The sequence below is a fragment of the Streptomyces sp. NPDC021749 genome, from assembly GCF_040640655.1.
In the GTDB taxonomy this organism is placed as follows: Bacteria; Actinomycetota; Actinomycetes; order Streptomycetales; family Streptomycetaceae; genus Streptomyces.
Map to the genome: position 1 here is coordinate 25790 of NZ_JBFACE010000025.1, position 24505 is coordinate 50294.

The following is a 24505-nucleotide window of genomic DNA, read 5'->3' on the forward strand; positions in this document are numbered from 1 at the left end:
TCAGTACTCCACTTCCTGCGAGCGACGGCGGAGGACGGTGACCTCGTCGCGCTGGTTGCCGGTCGGGCCGTAGTAGTTGAAGGCGTAGGTGAACTGCGCGTAGCCGCCGGCGAGATGAGTGGGCTTGAGCAGCAGCCTGGTCAGCGCGTTGTGGATGCCGCCGCGCTTGCCGCTGACCTCGGTCTTCGGGACGTTCACGGTGCGGTCCTGGGCGTGGTACATGTACACCGTGCCCTCGGGCATCCGGTGGGTGACCACCGCGCGGGCGGCGACGACGCCGTTGCGGTTGTACGCCTCGATCCACTCGTTGTCCTTGACCCCGATCTTCTCGGCGTCCGCGGTGGACATCCAGATCACCGGCCCGCCCCGGGACAGGTCGAGCATGTACGCGTTGTCCTGGTAGTTCGAGTGGATGGACCACTTCGAGTGCGGGGTCAGATAGCGGACGGTGACCTCCGCCCGTCCTGCTTCGTGCAGGTGCTCGTCACCGTAGTGCCGGGGCGTGTGCAAAGGGGGTCGGTAGACGGGGAGTTGCTCGCCGAGTTCGGCCATCCAGTCGTGCTGCACGAAGAAGTGCTGGCGGCCGGTGAGGGTGTGCCAGGGCTTGAGGTGCTCGACGTTGATGACGAAGGGGGAGTAGCGGCGGCCCCCGGTCTCCGAGCCCGACCATTCGTACGAGGTCATCACGGCTCGTGGCTGGGTGCGGGTGTCGGCGAACGTGATGTGCTCGGCCTCGCGCTCGGCGGCGAGTTCCACCAGGCCCGTGCTGCCGGTCTGCCGCTCCAGCTCCCGGAAGCCCTCGGTCGCCAGGCGCCCGTTGGTGGTGCCGGACAGGGCGAGGATCGCCTCACACATGTCGGAGGCGGTCGCCAACGAGGGCCGGCCCGCGGTGACCCCGTCACGGACGGTGCCGCAGCGGTGCCGCAGCTCGTCGATCTCGCGGTCGGGATGGACGGTGACACCCTTGGTGGTCGTCCCGAGCGTGTCCAGCAGCGGACCGACGGCGCGCATCTTGTCCGCCACGGCCGGGTAGTCGCGCTCGACGGTGACGAGCCGGGGCATGGTCCGGCCGGGGACCGGTTCCCACGCGCCCGCCTTCCAGTCCCGTACCACCCCGCCCGGCTGGGCGAGTTCGTCCCGGGTGTCGTGCGTGAGCGGGACGGCCAGGACGTCGGTGCGGGTGCCCAGGTGCTCGGCGGCCAGCTCGCTGAACCTGTCGGCGAGGGTCAGGAAGGTGTCGTAATCGGTGCGGGCCTGCCAGGGCGGGGCGATGGCGGGGGTGAAGGCGTGTACGAAGGGGTGCATGTCCGTGCTGGACAGGTCGTCCTTCTCGTACCAGGTCGCGGCGGGCAGGACCACGTCGGCCAGTAGTCCGGTGGAGGTCATGCGGAAGTCCATGCAGACGAGCAGATCGAGCTTGCCCTCCGGAGCCTCTTCCCGCCACACCACGTCCTCCGGGCGGGCTTCGGGCGGCGTCTCGGCGGAGCGGACGACCGCGTCGGTGCCCAGCAGGTGACGCAGGAAGTACTCGTTGCCCTTGCCGGAGGATCCGAGCAGGTTGGCCCGCCACACCGTCAGTACGCGCGGGAAGTTGGCCGGGTCGTCGGGGTCCTCGACGGCGAACCGCAGCCGCCCCGACGCCAGCTCGTCGACGAGGTGCTCGGCGACCGGCCGGCCCGCCCGCGCCGCTTCGTCCGCCAGGTCGAGCGGGTTGCGGTTGAATCCGGGATGGCCGGGTGTCCAGCCCAGCCGCACCGCCTGCGCCAGGCAGTCGGCGAAACCCTTGCCCCGGAACCGCCCCTCCCCCAGAGGGGAGGCCAGCTCGTCGGGGCCGAAGGCCTCGTACCGCCACTGGTCGGAGTTCAGGTACCAGTACGAGGTGCCGGCCATGTGCCGCACCGGCCGCTGCCAGTCGAAGGCGAACGCGAGGTGCTGGAGGCCGGTGAGCGGGCGGACCTTCTCCTGGCCGACGTAGTGGGCCCAGCCGCCGCCGTTGACACCCTGGCAGCCGGTCATGGTGGTCAGCGCCAGGAAAGCGCGGTAGATGGTGTCGGAGTGGAACCAGTGGTTCGTGCCCGCGCCCATCGCGATCATCGAACGGCCCTGGGTGCGTTCGGCGTTACGGGCGAACTCGCGGGCGACCCGGGCCGCCTGCTTCGCGGGGACCGAGGTGATCGTCTCCTGCCAGGCCGGGGTGTAGGGCTGCGAGGCGTCGTCGTAGGAGGCCGGCCAGTCGCCCGGCAGGCCGGGCCGCGCTACCCCGTACTGGGCGAGCATCAGGTCGAAGACGGTGGTGACGAGGCGGCCGCCGAGCCGGCGTACCGGCACGCCACGCACCATCGCCGAGCCACCCTCGGTGGCCCCCTCGTCGAACCGGGGCAGCGCGACGGCCATGGTGTCGTCCGCGCCGGCGAGCAGGCTCAACTCCGGTACGACACCGCCCAGGTCGAGGTTCCAGCGGCCTTCTTCGGCCTGCCCCCAGCGGAAGCCGAGCGAGCCGTTCGGCACGACGCACTCGCCGGTGGCCGAGTCGAGGAGAACGGCCTTCGACGCGGCGTGTTCCGTGTCGTGGCCGAGGTCGGCGGCGGTCAGGAACCCGTCCGGAACGAGGCCGCGCTCGTGCTCCCGCAGGGTCACGAGGAAGGGCGCGTCGGTGAACTTCCGCAGGTAGCCCTGGAAGTAGGGAACCTCGCGGTCCACCAGGAACTCGCGAAGGATCACCTGCCCCATGGCCATCGCGAGCGCGCCGTCGGTGCCCGGGTGCGGGGCCATCCACTCGTCGGCGAACTTCACGTTGTCGGCGTAGTCGGGGCTGACGGCGACGACCTTGGTGCCGTTGTAGCGGGTCTCGGTGAGGAAGTGGGCGTCCGGGGTGCGGGTGACGGGGATGTTGGAGCCCCACATGATCAGGTAGCCCGCGTTCCACCAGTCCGCCGCCTCCGGGACGTCGGTCTGGTCACCGAAGACCTGCGGGGAGGCGACGGGCAGATCGGCGTACCAGTCGTAGAAGGACAGCAGCGTTCCGCCGATCAGCGACATGAAGCGGGAGCCGGCCGCGAAGGACGCCATCGACATCGCCGGGATCGGGGAGAAACCGGCGACGCGGTCGGGACCGTACGCCTTGATGGTGTGGACGTGGGCCGCGGCGACCAGTTCGGCGACCTCGTCCCAGCCGGCACGGACCAGGCCGCCCTTGCCGCGGGCCCGCTTGTAGGCGCGTGCCTTCGCCGGATCGCCGGTGATCTCCGCCCAGGCGGCCACCGGGTCCCCGAGCCGGCGCCGGGCCTCGCGCCACAGCTTCAGCAGCGCACCCCGTACGTAGGGGTACCGGACCCGGCTGGGGGAGTAGGTGTACCAGGAGAACGACGCACCGCGCGGGCAGCCGCGGGGCTCGTACTCGGGGCAGTCCGGGCCGATCGACGGGTAGTCGGTGGCCTGGTGCTCCCAGGTGATGAGGCCGTCCTTGACGTACACCATCCATGAGCAGGAACCCGTGCAGTTGACCCCATGGGTGGAGCGGACCACCTTGTCGTGCGCCCAGCGGTCCCGGTAGAAGCCCTCCCACTCCGGGTCGGTCTGCCCGAACACGGCACGTCCGTCGGCCGAGATCTCGCGGCGGTGCAGCAGCCTGCGGGCGGCCAGGGGCCAGCTTTGTTGGACGCGCGACGGTTCTGGCCGTGCTGTCTGGTCGGTCTCCATGGCCGTGAACGTTAGGTTTTGGCCGCCGGCGGGTCCTTGGGCCCAACGGCCCCCACTGCCCGTCCTCTTGGCCCCCTCCGCGGCTCTTTCCAGGGACCGAGGTCCCTGTTGGGCGGCTGTCGTCATGCGATCGTCTGCCGACAGGGCGGCCCGTGAGCACGAGCCTCCGACGGGAGCGCTGCGCCCCGCCCCAGTGATGAGCAACTTGGGTTGACTATCCTCGTTAGTCAACTACGGTTGCTTACATGTCCGTCGGCGAAAATCCCCTTCCCCCCGAGCCTGCTGACGCCCTGGCGGCTGTCGTGGCGTTGCGGCGCCTTGCCGATCAACTGGAGGACGCCGCTGTCGAACAGGCCATGCGGGCGGGCTGGAGCTGGCCGCAGGTCTCCGAGGCGCTTGGTGTCACCCGCCAAGCTGTCCACAAGAAGCACGCCAAGCGGCTCATTGCCGCCGGAGTCAAACTGAGGAGGCGCGGCGATGAGCGCGTTTGACAAGTACCTGCACGCGGTCATCGTGCGGGCGATGGACGAAGCTCAGGATGACGGGTCGGCGACGATCGACGCGCACCATCTTCTGCTGTCGCTCGCCGCCGATCAGGGGTCGACCGCTCAGCAGGTCCTGGCCTCGGTCGGGCTCGATCGCGCTGCCGTCCGCGAGGCACTGGATCGAGAGTTCGCGCACAGCCTGAGCATGGTGGGGGTGTCTGCGGCCGCCTTCTCGCAGGCATGATCATCGAACGGGCCACCGGCCGTGCGCTCGCCGAGGAGATCGCCGTGCGGATCTCCCGCCCCTTCGGCCTGGCTGCTACGTACCTGCCGCACGGCAGCGACCCGACGATCCACGGGCCGCACTCCCGGCACTACACGAAGCTGTTCCAGACCGGCCCCGGCGCGCCGGTCCACGACGCGACCGAACTCGACTCGTCCATGTTCTGGGCGGCCGGCGGCATGATTTCCACCGCTGGGGACCTCAACCGGTTCTTCCGCGCCCTGCTGGGGGGCCGGATACTGCCACCGGACCAACAACGCGCCATGTTCACCACCGTGCCCACCCGCGACTGGATTCCCCACGCCGCCTACGGCCTCGGCGTTTCCTCAGTGAGACTGCCCTGCGGGGAAACGGTCTGGGGCATGGGGGGTGCGCTCTTCGGATCGTGGTCCTACGCCTACGGCGCTCGCGACGGCGAACAGATGGTCACCACCAACGTCAACGGCGACTGGAGCAATGGCATTTGGGACGATCCCATCGGTATCTTCACCGATCTCCTCCAGGCGAAGTTCTGCTGCCGGAGCCATCCCTGAACACCGGGTCGTACACAAGGACCCGGCGCGGCCGGCGGCGCCCGGGGCACCGACGGTGACGCGCTGGGTCATACCGTGCCGGGCGTGCCGACAGAGCCGACCCGGAAGGGCCCGCACCCCCCGCGGAGGGACCATCGGCCCTGACGGCCGGCCGGGGAAGGGCCCATACGGCCTGAGCCCGAGGACCCGGACGGACGGCCCCGTGGCACCGACGGCCCCATGCGGGGCAACTCCGAGCCCTCGAACCTGGACCCGGGCCGCCGCGCCGTACGAGCGAGGCGGCCGGACCACTGCGCTCAGGAGGGACACGATGGTGCTCCAACGGTCGGGGAGAAGCGAAGCGACACCGCCGGCGCACGAGCCGGTACCGGGCCGGGCCTGGGTGATGACGGCGCTGGCCACGGTCGGCTTCGCCGTCAACTTCTGGGCGTGGGCGCTGCTCAGCCCGCTCGGCCCGCGGTTCAAGGACAGCCTGGACCTGAGCTCGTTCCAGCAGTCGTTGCTGGTGGCGGTGCCGGTGGTGGTCGGCTCGCTGGGTCGTGTTCCGGTCGGCGTCCTGACCGACCGGTTCGGTGGGCGGGTGATGTTCCCGCTCGTGTCGGCAGCCACCGTCGTGCCCGTGCTCCACCTCGGCCTGGCCGGGCACTCCTCCCTCGCCGCTCTGCTGGTCGGCGGGTTCTTCCTCGGCATCGGCGGCACGGCGTTCGCCGTCGGCGTGCCCTTCGTCAACGCCTGGTTCCCTCCGGAGCGGCGCGGTCTGGCCATCGGCGTCTTCGGTGCCGGCATGGGCGGCACCGCCATCAGCGCCCTGACCACGGTCGAGCTGGTGGACGAGCACAGCATGACCACCCCGTTCCTGATCACCGCCGTGGTGCTGGCCGTGTACGCCGTGACCGCCGGGCTGCTGCTGCGTGACGCGCCCGGCCGCACGGTGCCGACCGAGTCGTGGGGACGCCGGCTGGCCGCCACCGCCCGGCTGGGCATCACCTGGCGGGCGTCCGCGCTGTACGCCGTCGCGTTCGGCGGTTACGTGGCCTTCTCCGTCTACCTGCCCACCTACCTCAGGACCGGATACGGCCTCACCCAGGCCGACGCCGCGAACCGCACGGCCGGCTTCGTAGTGCTCGCCGTGGCGATGCGCCCGGTCGGCGGCTGGCTTTCCGACCGCCTGGGCCCGGCCCGGGTGCTTGCCGGGGCGCTGTCCGTGGTGGTGGCCGGAGCGGTGGTGCAGTCGTTCACCCCGGCCCTTGCCCCGGTGGGCACGATCGCCTTCCTGGCTATGGCCGCCGCGCTCGGTGCCGGCAGCGGAGCGACGTTCGCCCTGGTGGCCCTGCTGACGCCGGCCCACCAGGTCGGCTCGGTCACGGGCGTGGTCGGTGCCGCCGGCGGACTCGGTGGCTTCCTGCCTCCGCTGGTGATGGGCTCCCTGTACGGCGCGTACGGGACCTACGCGGCCGGACTCGTCCTGCTCGCGGTCGTGGCCGCCGCCGCGCTGGCCCACACCGTCACCGGTGTGCGCGCCGCGGCCGCAGGCGGCGGGCGGCAGGCAGCGCCACCGCCGTCGGCGTCGGCACCGCACCGCCCGCACCGCCGTGTGAGGGCGAGTGGGTACGCACGGCGAGTGGAATGACGACGGGCCGACGGCGCGCTGACCTGGACCAGCACGGACTGTTCCCGGCTCTGGCCGCCGAATTCCCCGGCCAGGTCGCCGCCCTCGCGGCCGAGCACCGCCATGTCGTCCCGGCCAGCCGCCCGAGGCGCTCGCGGCTTTGCCGGCCGAGGGCGGCCCGACCGTGGGCACCGTCACCGCATCGGTCACCCCGTGGAGTGTGGTCAGCCTCTCCTGGGAGGAGGCCGGCCGGTCAGGACAGCGGGACCACCCATTCGACGACGGTGCCACCCGGTTGGTTGGGGGAGAGGGTGAAGGCGCCGCCCAACTCCTCCGCCCGTGCACGGAGGTTGGCGAGGCCGCTGCGGCGGGTGACCTCCGGGCCGATCCCGCGCCCGTCGTCGGCCACCCGCAGTTTCAGCGCGGTGTCGGTGACCTCGACGCCGACGTCCACAACGGTGGCGTGTGCGTGCCGGGCGGTGTTGGACAGGGCCTCGCCGAGCACTGCCAGCAACTGCTCGGCCTGCTCGGCGGAGACGACCGTGTCCAGCAGTCCGGTCATGCGCAGCGCCGGAGCGAAGCCGAGCGATGCCGTGGCCCGTTCGGTGGCCGCCACCAGCTGAGCGCGGAGCCCGCTGCCGTCACGGGCCCGATCGTGCTCACGCAGGCCGTAGATCGTCGAGCGGACGATCTTGATGGTGTCGTCCAGATCGTCCACGACCCGCTGGATCCGCTCGCTCACCTGCGGCCGGTCGGCAACCCGCCCCAGCGTGGACTGCAGCGACAACGCGCCGGCGAACAGCCGCTGGATCACCAGGTCGTGCAGGTCACGGGCGATCCTGTCCCGGTCGTCGAGCACGACCATCCGTTCGGAGTCCCGCCGGTGCTCCGCGACGTCCAGCGCCAGGGCGGCCTGATTGCCGAACCCGGTCACCATGTCGACCACGGCGTCGGTGAAGAAGGAGCCGCCCGGCAGGTTCGCCACCTGCAGCACCCCGCGCACATGCTCCCGGGTGCCGAGTGCGACGAAGAACGCCGGACCGAGCTCCACCACCGACGCACTGCCGCCCTCGGCGCGCGGATCGGCGCTCACGGCTTCGCTCGTGATGGTCTCCCCAGAGGCGTAGACCTTCGTAGCCAGTGCTGTCACTGGGAGCACCAGCCCGCGGACCTCCTCGGCGTGCGCTCCCGATGCGGCCTCGATGACCAACTCCCCCTTCTCGCCGACCGGAACCGCCAGGGTGACCAGGTCGGCGCCGGCCATCTCCCGCACGGTGGCGGTGAAGGACTCCAGGACGGCGGCGGGCTCCGCGCCGGACAGCAGGCTGCGGGTCAGCTCGTTGCTGGCCGCCAGCCACCGCTGCCGGCGGTGCGCGTCGTCGTAGAGCCGGGCGTTGTCGATCGCCACGCCTGCCGCCGCGGCCAGAGTGCGCAGCACCGCCTCGTCGTCGGTGTCGAACTCCGCGCCGCTCTGCTTGTTGGTCAGATAGAGATTGCCGAAGACCTGGTCGCGCACCCGGATCGGAGCGCCGAGGAAGCTGGCCATCGGTGGGTGCCCGGCCGGAAAGCCGGCGGATGCCGGATGCTCCGCGAGGTTCGCCAGACGCAGCGGCTCCGGGTGGCGGATCAACAGGCCGAGAATGCCCTCGCCGCGCGGGTAGTGCCCGATGCGGGCAATCGCCTCCTCGTCGATGCCCACCGTGACGAACTGCTTGATGGTTTCCTCCTCGCCCAGGACTCCGAGCGCCCCGTACCGGGCGTCGACGAGGGCGACCGCCGACTCCACGATCCGGTGCAGCACCACCTCCAGATCGAGGTCGGAGCCGACGGCCAGCACGGCGTCGAGCAGCGTGTGGACCCGGTCCCGGGCCGCCCGGACCTGCGTGACCTGCTGCTGCAGGTCTTCCAGCAGTCCGTCCAGCCGCAGCTGTGGAGACGTCCCGGGCGCCTCCACCTCAGGACCCCGCGCGCGTTCGTCCACCACAGCTCCCCTCACCGTTCCACGGCATCCCCTCAAGGATGCCCGACGAGCCGAACCCGCACGACGGCACCCGGCGGGTGGGCGTGGCCACGGTCCACGACCGGCCGGCTGCTGGGACGCCGCAGGGCTTGGCCGCTGATATCCCCCGAAGACGGGCTTGTTGGCCCGCCCGAGCTGCCGGACCCCGTCCGCCGGCACACCGCCTGACGGACCGGTACGCAGGCAGGGGCCACGCGCCGGCCGCCCTGCCCTGCCACAGCCCGGAATGCTCCCGGGGGTACTCGCGGGGGCGGGGCACCGGCACGGAGAGTCGCCTGTCCGGTCGGAGCCGTTCCGCCGCCAGGGAAGCGGGGCGGCGGCCTGACCGCTCCGTCTCAGAGGGCGTCGCGGACGGCGCGCTCGAAGCTCTCGACGTGGTGGCGGGCGAGTCGTGCCGCCTTGTCGGGTTCACCGGCGACGATCGCCTCGATCAGCGGTCCGTGTTCCCCGACGTGGCCGGCCATGTCGGAGAGACGGTCGAGGAACAGGCACCAGATGCGGGTGGCCAGGTTGTCGTAGCGGACGAGGGTGTCGTCCAAAAACGGGTTGTGCGTGGCGGCGTAGATGGCGCGGTGGACCTGAAGGTCCAGGTGCAGGAGGTCGGCGGCGTCGTGCCGGTGAGCACCCGCGCTCTCCAGTTCCCGCCGCAGGGCCGACAGCGTCTCCCGGTCCCGGGGCGTGGCGCGCCGCGCGGCCTGGGCGGCGGCCAGGGGCTCCAGCTCCTGGCGCACCTCGGAGATGTGGGCCAGGTCGGTGATGTTGACCTCGGTGGCGAAGGTGCCGCGCCGGGGGTACGTCGTGATCAGGCGCTCGTACTGGAGCCGTTTCAGGGCCTCGCGCACCGGCGTCCGTCCCACACCGAGGGACTGCGCCAGCTGATCCTCGTTGATCGGCGCGCCCGGGCGGATCTCCAGCATGACGAGCCGGTCACGGAGGGCGCGGTAGGCGCGCTCGGCGAGGGACAGCTCCTCGCCCCTGGGCTCGGTCGGTACCTGCTGCATATGGCCCCCTTGACCTTCTCCGGCGAGCTCCCATACCTTACCGAGGAAGCTAATATATCAGTTGCGCTTCAGTCGTCTCTCAGGACGGTGTGCAGATGGCAACCACCCCCTCGACCACGATCTCCCCCCTCTCCCGCTCACTGGGCGAGCTCGACCCGGATGTCGCCGACGCGGTGAACGCCGAGCTTCGCCGCCAGCGGTCGACGCTCGAAATGATCGCGTCGGAGAACTTCGCCCCGGCCGCCGTCATGGAGGCCCAGGGTTCGGTCCTGACCAACAAGTACGCCGAGGGCTACCCGGGCCGCCGGTACTACGGCGGCTGTGAACACGTCGACGTCATCGAGCAGTTGGCCCTCGCCCGGGTGAAGGACCTCTTCGGCGCCGAGGCCGCCAACGTGCAGCCCCACTCGGGCGCCCAGGCCAACGCCGCCGCGATGTCCGCACTGCTCCAGCCCGGCGACACGATCCTCGGCCTCGACCTGGCGCACGGCGGGCACCTCACCCACGGCATGCGCCTCAACTACTCCGGCAAGCTGTACCGCGTCGTGCCGTACCACGTGCGCGAGTCCGATATGCGCATCGACATGGACATGGTTGAGCAGTTGGCCCTCGCCCATCGGCCCAAGATGATCGTCGCCGGCTGGTCGGCCTACCCCCGCCGCCTCGACTTCGCCGCGTTCCGGCGCATCGCCGACAAGGTGGGCGCCTACCTGATGGTGGACATGGCGCACTTCGCCGGCCTGGTCGCCGCGGGCCTGCACCCGAGCCCGGTCCCGTACGCCGACGTCGTCACGACCACGACGCACAAGACCCTCGGCGGCCCGCGCGGCGGAGTGATCCTCAGCCGCGCCGACCTGGCCAAAAAGATCAACTCCGCGGTCTTCCCGGGCCAGCAGGGCGGCCCGCTGGAGCACGTCGTCGCGGCCAAGGCGGTGGCCTTCAAGGTGGCGGCGAGCCAGGAGTTCAAGGAGCGCCAGCAGCGCACCCTGGACGGCGCCCGCATTCTCGCCGGACGGCTGCTGGCCGACGATGTGGCCGAAGCCGGGATCACGGTGCTGACCGGCGGCACCGAGGTCCACCTGGTCCTCGTCGACCTGCGCAGGTCCGCCCTCGACGGCAAGCAGGCCGAGGACCGGCTGCACCGCATCGACATCACCGTCAACCGCAACGCGGTGCCGTTCGACCCGCGCCCGCCGATGGTCTCCTCGGGTCTGCGGATCGGCACCCCGGCCCTGGCCACCCGGGGCTTCGGCGAAGCGGACTTCAGGGAGGTGGCCGACATCATCGCCCTGGCCCTGAAGGACGAGCGGCTCGACGACGAGTGCACGGGCCGGCTGCGTGACCGCGTGGCGAAGCTCGCCGCCGCGTTCCCCCTCTACCCCCACCTGATCGGAGGCGCGGCATGACGGCCGAGCCGCTGCCGGAACACCCCGACTTCCTCTGGCGCAACCCCGAGCCGCGCTCCTCGTACGACGTCGTCATCGTCGGCGCGGGCGGCCACGGCCTGGCCACCGCCTACTACCTCGCCCAGAACCACGGCATCACCAACGTCGCCGTCCTCGAAAAGGGCTGGCTGGCCGGCGGCAACATGGCCCGCAACACCACGATCATCCGCTCCAACTACCTCTGGGACGAAAGCGCGGCCATCTACGAGCACGCCCTCAAACTGTGGGAGCGCCTCCCACAGGAGCTGGACTACGACTTCCTCTTCAGCCAGCGCGGCGTCCTCAACCTCGCGCACACCCTCCAGGACGTCCGCGAGGGCGTGCGCCGCGTCAACGCCAACCGCTTGAACGGCGTGGACGCCGAATGGCTGGAGCCGGACGAGGTCGCCGAGGTCTGCCCCATCCTCAACGTCTCGTCGCGCACCCGGTACCCGGTCCTCGGCGCCACCTTCCAGCCGCGGGCCGGCATCGCCAAGCACGATCACGTCGCCTGGGCGCTGGCCCGCCGCGCGGACCAGATGGGCGTGGACCTGATCCAGGGCTGCGAGGCCACCGGTTTCGTCAAGGACGGCGACCGGGTCGTGGGCGTCGAGACCAACCGCGGCCGCATCCACGCCGGCCGGGTCGGCCTCGCGGCGGCCGGGCACAGCAGCGTGCTGGCCGAGCGGGCGGGCGTACGGCTGCCGGTGCAGTCGCACCCGCTCCAGGCACTGGTCTCCGAACTGCACGAGCCGGTCCACCCCACCGTCGTCATGTCGAACCACGTCCACGTCTACGTCTCCCAGGCCCACAAGGGCGAGCTGGTGATGGGAGCGGGCGTCGACGCCTACAACGGCTACGGCCAGCGCGGCTCCTTCCACGTGATCGAGCAGCAGATGGCCGCCGCCGTCGAGCTGTTCCCCCTCTTCGCCCGCGCGCACGTGCTGCGGACCTGGGGCGGCATCGTGGACGTCACCCCGGACGCCTCCCCGATCATCAGCACCACCCCCGTCGAGAACCTCTACGTCAACTGCGGCTGGGGGACCGGCGGGTTCAAGGCCACCCCGGCCGCCGGCTGGACCTTCGCCCACACCATCGCCACCGGCGAGGCCCACCCCCTGAACGCCCCCTTCGCCCTCGAACGGTTCGTGACGGGCGCCTTGATCGACGAACACGGCGCCGCCGCCGTGGCCCACTGAGGAGGACCCGGTGCTGCTGATCACCTGCCCGTGGTGCGGCCCCCGCGACGAGAACGAGTACCACTACGGGGGACAGGCCCACGTGCCCTACCCGGAGAACCCCGCGGAACTCTCCGACCGGCAGTGGGCCGAGTACGTCTTCTACCGCGACAACCCCAAGGGCCCCTTCGCCGAGCGGTGGGTGCACAGCACCGGCTGCCGCCGCTGGTTCAACGTCCTGCGCGACACCGAGACCTACGAGGTGCTCGCCGCCTACCGGCTCGACCAACCCCGCCCCGAACTGCCCCAGGCCGGAGGGAACCGATGACCGACCAGCACTTCCGGCTGCCGCAGGGCGGCCGCGTCGACCGCGGCACCGTGCTGCGGTTGACCGTCGACGGACGGGAACTGACCGGGCACCCCGGAGACACCGTCGCCTCGGCGATGCTGGCGAACGGCCTCGTCGAGGCCGCCCCGTCGCTCTACCGCGGTCGCCCGCGCGGCATCGTCGCCGCCGGCGTCGAGGAGCCCAACGCCCTGCTGGAGATCGAAGGCCCCTGCTCGGAGGGCATGCTGCCGGCGACGACGATGGAGCTGTACGACGGCCTGTCCGCCCGGACCCTCTCCGGGAAGGGCCGACTCGACCCCACCCCCGACCCCGCCGTCTACGACAAGAAGTACGTCCACACCGACGTCCTGGTCGTCGGCGCCGGACCGGCCGGGCTCGCGGCCGCCGCCGCTGCCGCAGGCTCCGGCGCCCGCGTGCTCCTCGTCGACGACCAGCCCGAATGCGGCGGTTCGCTGCTCTCCGGTCGCGCCGAAAGGGCCGGCGGGCGGAGCGCCCTGGAGTGGGTCGCCGAGGTCCGCGCGGCACTCGACGCCGCTCCCGAGGCGGTCGTACTGGAGCGCACCACGGCCTTCGGGTCGTACGACGACAATTACGTGCTGGCACTCCAGCGGCGAACCGACCACCTGGGAACCGCCGTTCCCGAGGGTGTCTCGCGCCAGCGGCTGTGGCACATTCGGGCCCGCCAGGTGGTCCTCGCGACCGGCGCGCACGAGCGTCCGCTGGTCTTCGCGGGCAACGACCGGCCCGGCGTGATGCTCGCCGGGGCCGTGCGCACCTACCTCAACCGGTACGCGGTCGCACCCGGTTCGCGGGCCGTGGTGAGCGCGACCAACGACAGCGCCTACGACACCGTCGCCGATCTGCACGCCGCCGGCATCGCCATCGCCGCCGTCGTGGACGCGCGCCCCGAGCCGTCCCAGCGGGCCGCCGAGGTCGCCGCGGCCACCGGGGTGCCGGTGCTGACGGGCAGCGCGGTGGTCGACACCACCGGGGACGGCCGGCTCACCGGCGTCACCGTCCACGCCCTCGACCCCGACGGTCAACTCACCGGTGCGCCCCGGTCGTTCGACTGCGACCTGCTCGCCGTCTCGGGCGGCTGGAGCCCGGTGGTGCATCTGCACAGCCAGCGCCAGGGACGGCTGCGCTGGGACGAGGACCTGGTCGCGTTCGTGCCCGACGGCACCGTACGGGACCAGCAGGTCGTCGGTGCGGCCCGCGGGACCTACGACCTCGACGGCTGTCTGTCCGAAGGGGCGCGGGCCGGTGCGCGAGCCGCCACGGATGCCGGGTTCCCGGTCGCCGTACCGCCGCCCGCGCCCGGACCGACCGGTCCGGGCCCCGTCCGCGCACTGTGGCTGGTGCCCGCCCCCGACGGCGAACCCGGCACCTGGGACACCCACTTCGTCGACCTCCAGCGCGACGTCACCGTCGCCGACGTCTGGCGCTCCACCGGTGCCGGCCTGCGCGGCGTCGAGCACGTCAAGCGCTACACCTCGCTCGGCACCGCGAACGACCAGGGCAAGACCTCCGGCGTCAACGCGATCGGTGTCATCGCCGAGGCCCTCGGCGCGGGCGCCTCACCCGGGGAGATCGGCACCACGGCCTACCGGGCGCCGTACACGCCGGTGGCCTTCGCCGCCCTGGCCGGGCGGGAGCGCGGCGAGCTGTTCGACCCGGAGCGGACGACCTCCCTCCACAGCTGGCATGTGGCGCAGGGCGCCGCGTTCGAGGACGTCGGGCAGTGGAAGCGCCCCTGGTACTACCCGCAGCCCGGTGAGGACAGGGACACGGCCGTGGCCCGCGAGTGCCGCGCCGCCCGCGAGGGAGTGGCGTTCATGGACGCCTCCACCCTCGGCAAGATCGAAGTCTGGGGCGCGGACGCGGGCGAGTTCCTCAACCGCATCTACACCAACGCCTTCAAGAAGCTCAAGCCCGGCATGGCCCGCTACGGCGTGATGTGCAAGCCCGACGGCATGATCTTCGACGACGGTGTGACGCTCCGCCTCGACGACGACCGCTACTTCATGACCACCACGACCGGCGGCGCCGCGGGCGTCCTGGACTGGCTGGAGGAGTGGCTGCAGACCGAGTGGCCCGAACTCGACGTGCACTGCACCTCGGTGACCGAGCAGTGGGCGACGATCGCCGTCGTCGGACCCCGGTCGCGCGAGGTCGTCGCCCCCCTCGCGCCCGACCTCGACCTGTCCGCCGAGGCGTTCCCCTTCATGGCCTTCCGCGAGACCACCCTGGCCTCCGGCATCCCGGCCCGCATCTGCCGGATCTCCTTCTCCGGCGAACTCGCCTACGAGATCAACGTCTCCGCGTGGTACGGCCTCGCCGTCTGGGAGGAGGTGTACGCGATCGGCCGGCCGTACGGCATCACCCCGTACGGCACCGAGACCATGCACGTCCTGCGGGCCGAGAAGGGCTACCTCATCGTCGGCCAGGACACCGACGGCACGGTCACCCCGCAGGACGCGGGAATGTCCTGGGTGGTCTCCCAGCGGAAGGACTTCATCGGCAAGCGGTCCCACGCCCGTGCCGACACCTCCCGCACCGACCGCAAGCAGCTGGTCGGTCTGCTGCCGAGCGACCGCACCACCCGGCTGCCCGAGGGCACCCAACTCGTCGCGCCCGACGTCACCCTGGAGACGGTGCCCGTGCCGATGCTCGGCCATGTCACCTCCAGCTACCACAGCCCGGCCCTCGGCCGTCCCTTCGCCCTCGCGCTCGTCGCCGACGGGCGGGCAAGGATCGGCCAGACCCTGCTCGCCCCGGTGGGCGAGGACCTGGTGCCCGTCGAGGTGACCGACTCCGTCCTCTACGACCCCGAAGGGACCAAGCGAGATGGCTGAGCCGACCCAGTCGGGCCCCGCGGTACTGCGCACCAGCCCCCTGGCACACCTGGAGGCGCGGATGCGCGCCGCCTCCGTCACCGGAGCCCGCGGCGTCACGCTGACCGAGTGGCCGTTCCTCACCATGGTGAACCTGCGCGTCGACCCCGCCTCCGAAGCGGCCGACCGCATCGCGAAGACCCTGGGCGCGCCGCTCCCACGCCGGTGCGGCCACACCAGCGCGTCCGTGCCCCACACGGCCGTCTGGCTCGGGCCGGACGAGTGGCTCGTGCTGTCCCAGGCCGATGCGGCCGCCGTGACCGCCGAGTTGCGCGAGGCCCTGGACGGCGACCCGGGCTCGGTCGTCGACGTCTCGGCGAACCGCACCACGCTGGAGCTGAGCGGCCCGGCCGCTCGTCAGGTGCTCGAAAAGGGCTGCCCGTTGGACCTGCACCCCCGTGGCTTCCGGCCCGGTCAGGCGATCTCGACCACGGTCGGGCCTGTCCCGGTGCTGCTCTGGCAGGTCGACGACACGCCCACCTACCGGCTCTTCCCGCGCTCCTCGTTCGCCGACTACCTGGCCCGCTGGTTCATCGACGCGATGAGCGAGTACCGGGGCCCGCAGGTGCCCTGATGAGGGGCTTCAGCACCTTCGACCTGCACTCCGTCGGCATCGGCCCTCCTCCTGTCACACGGTGGGCCGATGCGGACGGAGGCTCACCGCAGCGACGGCCGCCGCCTCAACGGCAGCCACCGTTGCCCTTCAAGGCGGTGAGGCAGGGGCCGCATGCGCTTACCGCTTCTCCCTTATGGAGGCGCGGTCCGGTTCCCTGCCGTTGGGCGGGGCCCGTGGCCCGGCTCATGCGTCGGTGCGGATCACCACCACCAGGGTGCGTGGGCCGTGCACCCCCTCGACGCGCTCCAGCTCGATGTCGGACGTGGCCGACGGCCCGCTGATCAGCGTCGTCGGGCGCTCCGGTACCAGCCGGGCGACCGCCTCCGGCACGCCGGCCACCACCGACGACAGGTCGACGACGCAGACGTGCAGGTCGGGGACGAGGGACAGCGCGCGCCGGCCCTGATCGGGGGAGCCGTCCAGGAAGATCGTGCCGGTCTCCGCGGAACTGACCGCGGAGGCGGTCACCACCCCGTCCAGCTCGCCGAGTTGGTGGGCCGGGATGTCCGCGGAGTCCCACTGGACCTCGCCGTCGTAGGCGGCGAGCCAGGCCGCGTCGAGGCCGGCGGGCGCCCCGGTCCTGCGCGCGCCGCGCTCCCGCAGCGCTTCGGCGATCACCTCCGGGGTGCGGTCGGCGGTGCACGTGCGCACGTGCGCCTTGTAGTCGGTCAGCCGGTCCACGAAGAGGGCGAGCCGTTCGTCGTCGGGCAGAGCACGGCCGGTGCGGTACTCGCGGGGGACCGTCACCCCCGCCGGGCCGGAGAGGGCGAGGGCGTCCCGGACGCGTCCGAGCACCGTCTCACGTGCGGTAGCGGTCACCGGTTCTCCTCCTCGTGGGAGTCGTTTCCCTGCCGGGCACCCTCGTCGCCGGCGGCCCGCAGGGCGGCTTCGCCCTCCTTGGACGCCAGCCAGGAGCGGAAGGTCTGCCTGGGTGGGGCCGGGATGTCCCGGCTGTCGGTCCAGCCGTCAAAGGGCGCGGGGAGCCGCGTGATCTTCCGGTCCCGTGCGGCCACCAGCCTGCCGCCGGGTCCGGCGGCCTTCTGCACGGCGGTGAACAGTCCGGGCCGCTTCATGACGGCTGCCGCGGCCTTCATCGCCAGCTTCTCCCCTGTGGTGCCGGCCTGTTCGGTGTGCTGGTGCCGCAGTTCGACCAGGAGCGACGGGATGTCGATCTTCACGGGGCAGGCGTCGAAGCAGGCGCCGCACAGGCTGGAGGCGTACGGCAGCGAGCTGTTCGGGTCGTTCTTCGCGGCGTCCATCCCGGCGAGCTGCGGGGTGAGCACCGCGCCGATGGGGCCGGGGTAGGTCGATCCGTAGGCATGACCGCCGGCCCGCTCGTACACCGGGCAGACGTTGAGGCAGGCGGAGCAGCGGATGCAGTGGAGCGCCTCGCGCCCGATCCGGTCGGCGAGCGCCGCGGTGCGCCCGTTGTCGAGGAGCACCAGGTGGAACGCCTGCGGGCCGTCGCCCGGGGTCACCCCGGTCCACATCGAGGTGTACGGGTTCATCCGCTCACCGGTCGAGGAGCGCGGCAGCAGCTGCAGGAAGACTTCCAGGTCCTGGTAACGCGGCAGCACCTTCTCGATGCCCATGACGGTGATCAGGGTGTCGGGCATGGTCAGGCACATGCGGCCGTTGCCCTCGGACTCGACCACCGACAGGGTGCCGGTCTCGGCGATGCCGAAGTTGGCGCCGGAGACGGCGACCGGGACCGTCATGAACTTCTGGCGCAGATACGCCCGGGCCGCGGCCGCCAAATGGGCCGGTACGGAGTCGAGATCGGGGTCGACGCCGGGGATGGCCGTGCGGAAGATGTCCCTGACCTCATGGCGGTTGCGGTGGATCGCCGGGACCAGGATGTGCGACGGCTTGTCGTCGGCGAGCTGCACGATCAGCTCGGCGAGGTCCGTCTCGTACGCCGTGATGCCGCGGGTGGCGAGGTGCTCGTTGAGGCCGATCTCCTGGGTGGCCATCGATTTGACCTTGATGACCTCGTCGCTGCCGGTCTCCTGGACCAGGCGGGTGACGATCTCGTTGGCCTCGACGCCGTCGCGCGCCCAGTGGACCGTGCCGCCGTGCTCGGTGACCTTCCGCTCCAGCCGTTCGAGCAACTCGGGCAGCCGGTTCATGGTCTCCGTCTTGATCGCCGAGCCCGCATCGCGCAGCCGCTCCCAGTCGGGCAGTTCCCCGGTGACGGCGAGCCGCTTGGCGCGGATGGCGTGGGTGGCCTTGCGGAGGTTGCCGCGCAGCTGCTCGTTGCGCAGCTCGTCGTGGGCGGCCTCGGGGAACTTCCGGTCGCCGCGCAGATTGCCGGTCCCGTAGGGGGAGCGGGGTGGGGCTGTGGGCATGCCGAGGAAGGTGCGGCTCATCGGGCGGCCTCCGGTTGCGGGAGCAGGCAGGGCGAGGTGCGGGTGGAGGCGAGGATCTGCGCCAGGTGCAGGGTGCGGGTCCCGGCCTCGATGCGGGACAGGCCGCCGCCGATGTGCATCAGGCAGGAGGAGTCGCCGGCCGTGCACACGTCCGCGCCGGTGGACAGCACGTCGTGCATCTTGTCCCGGAGCATGGCAGTGGACGTGTCCGCGTTCTTGACCGCGAACGTGCCGCCGAAGCCGCAGCACGCGTCGGCCTGCGGCAGCTCCACCAGGTCGATGCCGGCGACCGCGCGCAGCAGCCTCAGCGGCTTGTCGCCCACTCGCAGCATCCGCAGCGAGTGGCAGGTCGGGTGGTAGGTCACCCGGTGCGGGAACCAGGCTCCGACGTCGGTCGCGCCGAGCACGTCGACGAGGAACTCCGACAACTCGTAGGTCTTGGCCTTGACGGTGGCGACCCCGGCGCGGAGCGCCGCGTCCCCGTACCGCTCGGCCACGATCTCGTGCTGGTGGCGCACCGAGCCCGCGCAGGATCCGGACGGCATGACCACCGCGTCGAGCGACGAGTCCCCGAACTGCTCGGTGAAGGCCCGCACCAACGGGACCGGTTCGCGCTGGTAGCCGGTGTTGATGTGCATCTGACCGCAACAGGTCTGCTCCGGCGGGAACACCACGTCGTGGCCCAGCCTGGCGAGCAGCACCGCGGTCGCCTTCACCGCGTCCGGGAACAGTGTGTCTCCCAGACAGGTGGCGAAGAGTCCGACGCGCATGGAGCCTCCCTAGTTAGGTCTGACCATAGTAGGCACCGACCCTTTTCTTGGCCACACTTTGGTCCGACCTTATTGACATGTGAGGTCATCGGTGACCTACTGATGCCGCTTCGGCAGCACCACGGGCATGGCCGGCGGGACGGGACACCGACGGCGGCGGCCCCCGCAGCACCCGCACTCACGAAGGAGCACGCACTTGTTGACAGCGCATCCGGCCGTCCTCGCGGCTTACACCCCCGACGTGACCGCCGTCGGGGGGAGCCTCACCGCCACCGCCCTGCTCGGTCTCGTGCCCCTCGCGGTCTTCTTCCTGCTGCTGATGGCGGCCAAGCGCTCCGCGCTCCAGTCAGCACTCGGTGCCTTGGCCACCGCGCTGCTGACCGCGGTGCTGGGCTACGGGATGCCGGTAGGGCTCGGCGTCCTGTCCGCCACCCAAGGCATGTTCTTCGGCCTGTTCCCGGTGATGCTGATCGTCGTCGCCGCCCTCTGGTTCTACGAACTCACCGTCGTCAGCAACCGGTTCGGTGACCTGCGCCGCTCCTTCAGCGCGATCGGCCGCGGCGATCTGCGCATCCAGGCGATGCTCATCGCCTTCTGCTTCGGCGGCCTGCTTGAGGCCCTGGCCGGATTCGGCGCGCCCGTCGCCATCACCGCCGCGATGCTGATGGCGATCGGCCTGCCCAAGCTCAAGGCGGCCATGACCGTCCTGGTCGCCAACACCGCACCGGTCGCCTTCGGTGCCATGGCCATCCCCGTCACCACGGCCGGCAACCTCACCGGCATCCCGCCCGAGGACATCGCCGCGGTGGTCGGCCGGCAGACGCCGCTGCTTGCCCTCTTCGTCCCGATGCTGCTGCTCTTCCTCGTCGACGGGGTGCGCGGTTTCCGGCAGCTGTGGCCCATCGCCCTGGTCACCGGACTCGTCTTCGCCGTGGCCCAGTTCTGGTGCGCGTCGCACTTCGCCTACGAACTCACCGACGTGGTCTCCGCGCTGGCCGGGTTCGCGGCCGCGGTCGTCATGCTGCGGTTCTGGACGCCGAAGACCGCCGACGACCAGCGTTCCCAGGTCGATCCGGAGCCGCTGACCCCGCGCCGGGTGAGCCTGGCCGTCCTGCCGTACCTCCTGGTGATCGCAGTCTTCGCGCTGGCCAAGCTCCGGATCGGCGGGCTCGACGTCCCCGCACTGCTCGGCGCAGTCAAGATCGAGTTCCAGTGGCCCGGCCTGTACGGCAATCTGCTGGCCGGCGACGGCTCTCCGGCCGCCAGCGCCGTCTACAAGCTGGAGGTACTCGGCAACCCGGGCACCCTGCTGATCGCCTCCGGCCTTCTGGTGACGCTCGTCTACAGCCTCGCGAGCGACGTCGACCGGTTCCCGATGTCCGCCCGCACCGCACTGCTCGCCGCGGGGCGCACCGTCACGAACATGCGCACGGCCATAGCCACGGTCGCCACGGTGCTGGCACTGAGCTACGTCATGAGCCAGTCCGGCCAGACGGTCGCGATCGGCACCTGGCTCGCCACGGTCGGCGCCATCTTCGCCCTGCTCTCGCCGGCTCTCGGCTGGCTCGGCACCGCCGTCACCGGCTCTGACACCTCGGCGAACGCCCTGTTCGCCACTCTCCAGCAGACCGCGGGCAAGAGCGCGGGCATCGACCCGACCCTCCTGGTGGCCGCGAACACCTCCGGCGGGGTGGTCGGCAAGCTGGTCAGCCCGCAGAACCTGACCATCGCGGCGACCGCGGTGGGACAGCCCGGCTCCGAACGGACCCTGCTGCGCAAGGTCGTCGCCTACAGCGTCGCGATGCTCGCAGCGCTGGGACTGCTGGTCTACCTGCAGTCGCTGCCGGCCCTGTCCTGGATGCTGCCGTAGGAGCACCTGACACGGGGGGAGGAGCGAGGCGGCTCGCCCCGCTCCTCCCGCACGCACCGCTTCCCTGCGTGTCCACCCTGCGCGGTGGCAGCGCCTCCCGCCGCGCTATTCCCCCTCGTGCTCCGGCTTGGTGTCGTCCACCAGCGTGCCGTGGAATCCGCGGATGTGCTCCTCCACCAGATCGGCAGCCTCCGCACCCTTGCCGACCCGGACCAGACGCAGCAGCTCCGCGTGCTGGTCGTTCAGGGTGGCCGCTGCGGCCGGCCAGTCCTCGACCGTCTCCAGGGCCCGCAGAATCAGCGGACGCACGGACTCGCGCACGGCCGAGGTGAGGGTGGACGTCAGCCGGTTGCCGGAGCTCCGGGCGATCAGCACGTGGAACCGGGTGTCGAGATCGTTGAACTCCGCGACCTCGATGCCGGGCGCCCGCATCCTCCACACGAGGGCCTCCGCCTCCTCCAGGTCCTCCGCCGAGGCGTGGCCGGCGGCGGTCTGGAAGCTGGACCGCTCCAGCGTGACCCGCGCCTCCAGCACGTCCTCCAGGCTGTAGCTGCCCAGCGCGAAGTGCAGGCGGAGCAGCCGGCCGAGCGCGTCGTCGGGGTGCCGCACGATCCGCGCACCAGCGTCAGGTCCGCGACCGGGCTGGGCGACCAGCACGCCGATCGTCTCCAGCACGCGCAGCGCCTCGCGCAGCGCGGACCGGCTGACACCGAGCACCGGCGCCAGCTCCCGCTCGGGTGGCAACCGGTCACCGGCCTTGAGCTCACCGGCCAGCACCCGCGCCTCGATGCTCGCGAGCACCAATTCGTGGGTGCGGGACTGCCGGACGGGCTCCCACTCGACGGCCATGACGCACTTCCCTCCCGTAACCCTTTGGGCACGACTATGTCACACATCGCATGTGGTCCGACCAAAACGGTGCGCTGGCCGGCACCCGGGCGGCAGGAGTGGTCAGCGGCGCGATCGGACGGGAAGGACTCCTGGGCGGTTATGGATCAGGCCCGGCCGGGGTGGGATCTCGGGGATCGGCATCCCACCCCGGCGGGGCCTTCACCGGTAGCGAGGGGACTGATCAGAGGAAGCTGCCCCCCCTGGTGCAGCGCGATCGCCTCGTCGAGGGTGTCGTGAGTACCCTCGGCCAGGCGCCGGTTCCCACCGGCCAGGATCGTGCCGGCCTGGGCCTGGACGCGGCTGAGGGCACGGTGCATGGCGTCGAGCGCGGTGGTGGAGACGAGCGGGCCGACCAGGGTCGTGTCGTCGAAGGGATTGCAGCCGGACGGACCGCGGGGTTCACCGGATATGAGAGCGTCACCGATCCCGTACGGGCCCGGCAACTGTGGCGGATCCGCGAAGACGGAGCCGGTCTGGACACCCGCCTGCCCGGGGGCACCTCCCAGCCCCCCGGGGCCGGGGGAGGATCCGAGGCATGGCCCGGATGGGAGGACGCAGCGGTACCGCCCGACCAACTCGGCTCCTACCTGCGCCGGTTCACCGAACTGCTCAGCCGTCATCAGCTGCAGGGAGCCGTCTACGGGCACTTCGGCGAGGGCTGCCTGCACGTACGCATCACCTTCGACTTCACCACCGAACACGGCACTGCCGTCTTCCGCGCCTTCGTCACCGAAGCCGCCGAACTCGTCACTGCACACGGTGGCTCCCTCTCCGGAGAGCACGGCGACGGCCAGTCGGAGTTTCTGCACCACCACTCCAAGGGACGGCTCCGGCCCGCCTCCCACTACTCCATGGGCTGGCTGCCCCTCCACTCCCGCATCGCTGCCCGCATGCCCCGGCTGATCAACGCCCTCACGGCGTCCCGCCTCGCACCGACGATCAAGCGACTGGGAGGCATACCACCGGACAACTGGGCATCGCCCACCGGATGGCCCGTCGCACCGCCACCGCGCTCGCACCGGCCATGCGCGCGGGCATACCGGTCGTGGGCCTGGAACCGAGCTGCACCGCGGCATTGAAGAACGATCTGCCGGAACTCCTGGACGGCGCCATCGCCGCTGGTCCACTCCGGTCCGCCCGCACCCTCGCCGAACTCCTCCTCCACCGCACCCCCGACTGGCAGCCTCCGCACATCGGCGCCCGCTCCATCAGCCAGACCCAATGCCACCAGCACGCCACCGCGGCTTCACCGCCGACAGCGAGCTCCTGCACGCCATGGGCGCCGACAACAGCATGCTGAACTCCGGCTGCTGCGGCCTGGCGGGCAACTTCGGCTTCGAACGCGGCCACTACGCCGTATCCGTCGCCGCCGGCGAACAGGTCCTGCTGCCCGCCGTTCGAGCGGCAGCACCGGACACCGTCGTCCTCGCAGACGGCTTCAGCTGCCGCACCCAGATCACCCAGCAGACCGACCGCACCGGCATGCACCTCGCCGAGCTCATCGCCCGTGCCCTGCCCCCGCAGCCCCGGTCCACCAGCTCTTTTCACCAGCAGACAAGGAATACGCACTGTGACTGACGCACTGTCCCTCGTCGACGACTGGGGGCCCGAAAAGATCGTCGAAGAAGCCCGGCGCCGCACCACCACCCCGCACCTCGCCGGCCGCGGCCTCGCCGAGGAACGCGTCCGCGCCGCCATGCGCAGCAAGGGCCGCGTCGCCCCCTGATCCGACCTATCCGACGACTGATCGCAGCAGCCACACGCACGCGCTGCCGGCGGGCGTCAGTCGGGTGGATCACCTCCCGGTTGCGGCTTTCGTCGCGGACGGGCCCTGCGGCCGGAGGTGTGCAGTTCGAACCAGACGGTCTTCCCGGCGGCGGTGCGCCGTGCGCCCCAGCGGGTCGAGAGCTGGTCGACCAGGTGCAGCCCTCGGCCGTGCTCCTCGTCGGCGCGGGCGGGTCGACGAGGAGCGGGCGGAGCAGAGGGGGAGCCGTCGGCGATGTCGCAGCGCAGCGTCCGGTACACGGGGGAGTGGGACATCCGGAGTCGGAGGGGGCCCCGGGCGTGCTGGAGTGCATTGGTGACCAGCTCGCTCACCAGGAGTTCGGCGATTTCGACATGCTCGGGCAGCCCCCATCGGACCAGCTCGGTCCGGATGATCCGCCGGGCTTGCGGCACGGCGCGCACATGCGGGTCGAGCGGCTGCGAGACCACTTTGCTGTGTGTCCTCAGCTGCCGGGCCAGCTGAGCAAGCCGCGCGGCAGCGGTCGCCGCCTTCCGCCACAGCAGACGGCACAGCGGGAGCAGTACGCCCTCACGTGCGGCGACACAACGGTTGCGAATGACGGTACTCATGACGTTGCGGTCCAGTCGAACGGGATCCGCCGCAGCAGGAGGCTGGAACGGCAGGGGCGGGGGCCGCCATGCGGGAGGACTGGTGTGGGGCCCGGGCCAGGAAAAGACGTACGGCACCAGATCTGCGCCCGCCGGGGGCTGTCGGAACGTGTTCGGGGG

The 24505-nt window shown here is 71.4% G+C and carries 21 protein-coding genes; 13 read left to right on the forward strand and 8 right to left on the reverse strand.

Translation table 11 applies throughout. The annotated features are described in order from the left end of the window. Window positions 1–3699, reverse strand: coding sequence for a nitrate reductase subunit alpha (locus tag AB0G35_RS23510; protein ID WP_360952752.1), 3699 nt, complete (start codon window positions 3697–3699; stop codon window positions 1–3). A gap of 245 nt (window positions 3700–3944) precedes the next feature. Between AB0G35_RS23510 and AB0G35_RS23515 the strand changes: the two genes are divergently transcribed. From AB0G35_RS23515 to AB0G35_RS23530, 4 genes are all read left to right on the forward strand, one after another. After that, on the forward strand, window positions 3945–4190 hold the full coding sequence (locus tag AB0G35_RS23515; RefSeq protein ID WP_360952755.1) for a hypothetical protein: 246 nt from the start codon (window positions 3945–3947) through the stop codon (window positions 4188–4190). After that, window positions 4177–4428 carry a Clp protease N-terminal domain-containing protein gene (locus tag AB0G35_RS23520; protein WP_360952758.1) on the forward strand — a complete coding sequence of 84 codons (252 nt, stop codon included), beginning with the start codon at window positions 4177–4179 and terminating at the stop codon, window positions 4426–4428. The genes AB0G35_RS23515 and AB0G35_RS23520 overlap by 14 nt, the downstream gene beginning before the upstream one ends. After that, window positions 4425–5000 (forward strand): serine hydrolase domain-containing protein, encoded by a 576-nt coding sequence (locus tag AB0G35_RS23525; RefSeq protein ID WP_360952761.1) that lies wholly within the window; start codon window positions 4425–4427, stop codon window positions 4998–5000. Before AB0G35_RS23520 ends, AB0G35_RS23525 begins: the two co-directional genes overlap by 4 nt. A 385-nt stretch (window positions 5001–5385) precedes the next feature. Beyond that, a complete protein-coding gene (locus AB0G35_RS23530) occupies window positions 5386–6630 on the forward strand; it encodes an MFS transporter (protein ID WP_360952938.1) in 1245 nt (414 codons plus the stop codon). Window positions 6631–6862: 232 nt separating this feature from the next. On the opposite strand, the gene AB0G35_RS23535 is transcribed toward AB0G35_RS23530, so the two are convergent. Next, window positions 6863–8590 carry a GAF domain-containing protein gene (locus tag AB0G35_RS23535; RefSeq protein ID WP_360952764.1) on the reverse strand — a complete coding sequence of 576 codons (1728 nt, stop codon included), beginning with the start codon at window positions 8588–8590 and terminating at the stop codon, window positions 6863–6865. 374 nt (window positions 8591–8964) lie between these two features. Beyond that, complete coding sequence (locus AB0G35_RS23540; protein ID WP_360952767.1) at window positions 8965–9630, reverse strand: GntR family transcriptional regulator; 666 nt, start codon at window positions 9628–9630, stop codon at window positions 8965–8967. 95 nt (window positions 9631–9725) lie between these two features. On the opposite strand from AB0G35_RS23540, the gene glyA reads away from it, so the two are divergent. From glyA to AB0G35_RS23565, 5 genes are read left to right on the forward strand one after another with little or no spacing between them, the layout of a single operon-like run. After that, window positions 9726–11036: a serine hydroxymethyltransferase gene (gene glyA / locus AB0G35_RS23545; protein WP_360952770.1), complete on the forward strand. Its 1311-nt coding sequence runs from the start codon at window positions 9726–9728 to the stop codon at window positions 11034–11036. Continuing rightward, window positions 11033–12253 (forward strand): sarcosine oxidase subunit beta family protein, encoded by a 1221-nt coding sequence (locus AB0G35_RS23550; RefSeq protein ID WP_360952773.1) that lies wholly within the window; start codon window positions 11033–11035, stop codon window positions 12251–12253. Before glyA ends, AB0G35_RS23550 begins: the two co-directional genes overlap by 4 nt. A 10-nt stretch (window positions 12254–12263) precedes the next feature. Then, the gene (locus AB0G35_RS23555; RefSeq protein WP_360952776.1) at window positions 12264–12560 is read left to right on the forward strand and encodes a sarcosine oxidase subunit delta; all 297 of its coding nucleotides are present in this window, start codon (window positions 12264–12266) and stop codon (window positions 12558–12560) included. Further along, on the forward strand, window positions 12557–15436 hold the full coding sequence (locus AB0G35_RS23560; RefSeq protein WP_360952779.1) for a sarcosine oxidase subunit alpha family protein: 2880 nt from the start codon (window positions 12557–12559) through the stop codon (window positions 15434–15436). The genes AB0G35_RS23555 and AB0G35_RS23560 overlap by 4 nt, the downstream gene beginning before the upstream one ends. Beyond that, window positions 15429–16049 (forward strand): sarcosine oxidase subunit gamma family protein, encoded by a 621-nt coding sequence (locus tag AB0G35_RS23565; RefSeq protein WP_360952782.1) that lies wholly within the window; start codon window positions 15429–15431, stop codon window positions 16047–16049. Before AB0G35_RS23560 ends, AB0G35_RS23565 begins: the two co-directional genes overlap by 8 nt. Window positions 16050–16274: 225 nt before the next feature. Here AB0G35_RS23565 and AB0G35_RS23570 read toward each other — a convergent pair whose 3' ends face one another. The 3 genes from AB0G35_RS23570 to AB0G35_RS23580 are packed head-to-tail and all read right to left on the reverse strand — an operon-like array spanning window position 16275 to window position 19230. Continuing rightward, window positions 16275–16910, reverse strand: coding sequence for an LUD domain-containing protein (locus AB0G35_RS23570; protein ID WP_360952785.1), 636 nt, complete (start codon window positions 16908–16910; stop codon window positions 16275–16277). After that, window positions 16907–18460 (reverse strand): lactate utilization protein B, encoded by a 1554-nt coding sequence (locus AB0G35_RS23575; protein WP_360952788.1) that lies wholly within the window; start codon window positions 18458–18460, stop codon window positions 16907–16909. The genes AB0G35_RS23570 and AB0G35_RS23575 overlap by 4 nt, the downstream gene beginning before the upstream one ends. Next, window positions 18457–19230 (reverse strand): (Fe-S)-binding protein, encoded by a 774-nt coding sequence (locus AB0G35_RS23580; RefSeq protein ID WP_360952791.1) that lies wholly within the window; start codon window positions 19228–19230, stop codon window positions 18457–18459. Before AB0G35_RS23580 ends, AB0G35_RS23575 begins: the two co-directional genes overlap by 4 nt. A gap of 196 nt (window positions 19231–19426) precedes the next feature. Between AB0G35_RS23580 and AB0G35_RS23585 the strand changes: the two genes are divergently transcribed. Continuing rightward, window positions 19427–21100, forward strand: coding sequence for an L-lactate permease (locus AB0G35_RS23585; protein WP_360952794.1), 1674 nt, complete (start codon window positions 19427–19429; stop codon window positions 21098–21100). A gap of 105 nt (window positions 21101–21205) precedes the next feature. Here AB0G35_RS23585 and AB0G35_RS23590 read toward each other — a convergent pair whose 3' ends face one another. Beyond that, window positions 21206–21949, reverse strand: coding sequence for an FCD domain-containing protein (locus AB0G35_RS23590; protein WP_360952797.1), 744 nt, complete (start codon window positions 21947–21949; stop codon window positions 21206–21208). 275 nt (window positions 21950–22224) lie between these two features. Between AB0G35_RS23590 and AB0G35_RS23595 the strand changes: the two genes are divergently transcribed. From AB0G35_RS23595 to AB0G35_RS23605, 3 genes are all read left to right on the forward strand, one after another. After that, window positions 22225–23070 (forward strand): FAD-linked oxidase C-terminal domain-containing protein, encoded by an 846-nt coding sequence (locus AB0G35_RS23595; RefSeq protein WP_360952800.1) that lies wholly within the window; start codon window positions 22225–22227, stop codon window positions 23068–23070. 142 nt (window positions 23071–23212) lie between these two features. After that, window positions 23213–23569 carry a hypothetical protein gene (locus AB0G35_RS23600; protein ID WP_360952803.1) on the forward strand — a complete coding sequence of 119 codons (357 nt, stop codon included), beginning with the start codon at window positions 23213–23215 and terminating at the stop codon, window positions 23567–23569. Further along, window positions 23562–23717, forward strand: coding sequence for a hypothetical protein (locus AB0G35_RS23605; protein ID WP_360952806.1), 156 nt, complete (start codon window positions 23562–23564; stop codon window positions 23715–23717). The genes AB0G35_RS23600 and AB0G35_RS23605 overlap by 8 nt, the downstream gene beginning before the upstream one ends. A 56-nt stretch (window positions 23718–23773) precedes the next feature. Here the strand turns inward: AB0G35_RS23605 and AB0G35_RS23610 are convergent, their stop codons facing one another. After that, entirely contained in the window at window positions 23774–24346 is a 573-nt protein-coding gene (locus AB0G35_RS23610; RefSeq protein WP_360952809.1) for an ATP-binding protein, read from the reverse strand. Between the last annotated feature and the right edge of the window lie 159 nt (window positions 24347–24505).